Origin of the sequence: Actinosynnema sp. NPDC023658, from assembly GCF_040639995.1 — a bacterium.
Taxonomy (GTDB): domain Bacteria; phylum Actinomycetota; class Actinomycetes; order Mycobacteriales; family Pseudonocardiaceae; genus Actinosynnema.
In genome coordinates, this window is record NZ_JBFAAX010001038.1 from 1 (window position 1) to 1881 (window position 1881).

At 70.4% G+C, this 1881-nt stretch carries 2 protein-coding genes and 1 pseudogene; all 3 read right to left on the bottom strand.

What is annotated here, in order from left to right; translation table 11 throughout:
* A pseudogene (locus AB0G02_RS37790) lies at positions 1-1041 on the bottom strand (hypothetical protein); the annotation flags it as partial.
* 148 nt (positions 1042-1189) lie between these two features.
* Positions 1190-1543: an STAS domain-containing protein gene (locus tag AB0G02_RS37795; protein WP_360804587.1), complete on the bottom strand. Its 354-nt coding sequence runs from the start codon at positions 1541-1543 to the stop codon at positions 1190-1192.
* A partial coding sequence (locus tag AB0G02_RS37800) for a cobalamin-binding protein (protein ID WP_360804590.1) occupies positions 1540-1881 on the bottom strand: 342 nt, incomplete at its 5' end. The genes AB0G02_RS37795 and AB0G02_RS37800, both read right to left, overlap by 4 nt.

Below are 1881 nucleotides of genomic sequence, written 5' to 3' on the forward strand. Positions count from 1 at the left end.
GTCGGTGGTGGTGGTGCTCGACGTGGACGTGGTGTCGCCGGGGCGGGTCGACGACGGGCTGCGGGGATCGGTGCCGGGGGTGTCGGCGCTGCCGGTGCCGGGGTCGCCGGTGCCGGGGTTTCCGGTGCCGCTGTCGCGACCGGTGCCGGACGGGGTGCCCGACGGGCCGTCGACGTCGCCCCTCCCGCTCTGGAAGAAGCCGCCCTTCTTGATGTTCTTCGGGTCCAGCACGTCCAGGCCGGTGACCTTGCCGGCGAGCTTGCCGACCACCTTCATGATCTTCTCGAAGACCTCGACCAGACGCTTGAGCATCGGGGAGACCTTCTTGATCGTGTTCAGCAGGTCCTGGACGATCTTCGCGATCTTCGCGGCCCACTTGGAGATCGCGGTCACCGCCTGCGCCACGATCACCGGCGTGCCGAACCCGAGGCTGAACGCCGCCTCCAGCACCCACGCGATGAGCTTGCCCACCAGGTCCGCGATCAGGTCGCGGACCATCTCGCGCACGAAGCCGACGACCATGCCCATCAACCCGACGACCGTGCCGACCGTGCCGGCCGCGGACGCCGCACCGGTCAGCGCGTCACCGTGGACCTTGGAGTTGGCGTGGTAGGTCTCCGCGGCCGCGCCGGTCCAGCCCTCCGTGCCCCGCCGCACCGCCGAGTCGTACTCCTCGGCGATCTTGCCCAGCTCGGTGGCGACGTTGTTCCACGTCGTCGAGTACGACTCGATCACGGGCGGGTTGCCGGCCAGCCAGTCCAGCACGTCCTTGAGCGGCTGCATGAGCTCCATGAGGAACGACGCCGCCGAGGACAGCAAAGCGCCGAACGGGTCGAAGCCCATCGACGCGGCGTCCGCGGCCAGCCCGACCAGGCCCAGACCGCCTTCGATCCAGTTGCCGTCCTTGATGCCGTTGAACGTGTCCATCGCGGACTCCGCGATGGAGATCCCGGTCGCCCACCCGTTGTCACCGGTACCGGCGTTGAAGAACGCACCCGACTCCGCCGGCGGCGCGGCCACCAGAGGGTTCTCCCCCGCCATCGAACGTCCCCTCTCCCCGGTTCACCCCCGATGATGACGCAAAGTAGCTCCGGGAGGTTCCACTTCAGGACACCGGCGGCGAAGTCGCGACGTGATCCGCGCCGCTGCCCGGGTGGTCAGGGCCGGGGCGCGCACGCGGGCAGGGCGGTCAGCTGTCGGCTTCCCGCCGCTCCTGCCCGGCGGACCCGGTGAGGTGGTGGAAGGTGTTGGTCCGCCGCATCAACCGGTCCAGGAAGGAACCGCGGTTCTCCAGGACCAGCTCCCCGCCCGCAGTCGTCACCTCCCGGTGCACCCAGAGCAGCGTCGACAGGCCGTAGGAGTCGCAGAAGTCGACGCCCGCGCAGTCGAGCCGCAGCCGGCGCACGCCGTCCCGCGCGAGCAGGTCGCGCACGAGGGCGAGCAGTTCCTCGGCGTTCTCGAAGACGATGTCGCCGGACAGGACGATGCGGGCGGTGTGCGCGTCGTCGATGGCGAGGGTGCACTGGAGAGCTTGCGGGTTCATGCGGCCGGTCCGTGGTCGAGGGTTCGGGACAGCTCGCCGCGCGCGGCTTCGAGGATGCGCGTGGCACGCGGGAAGGCGCGCCGCTCGGCGGCGAGCAGGGTCAACGCGGGCGGCAGGTGCCGGGCCGGCACGCCGCGCGCGTCGAGGATCTCCGCCGTCCACGTCAGGAACCCGGTGAACAGCGTGTCGTCATCGGTGTAGAGGGCGGCGGCGAAGAAGTCCACGATGTGCGCCAGGTCCTCGGCGGTGTGCTGCCGCTGGACGTCGGTGTACCGCGCCATGGCGGGGATCCGCTGCTCCAGACCTCTGTAGACGGCCTTCACGAGCTGCCCGCTGGT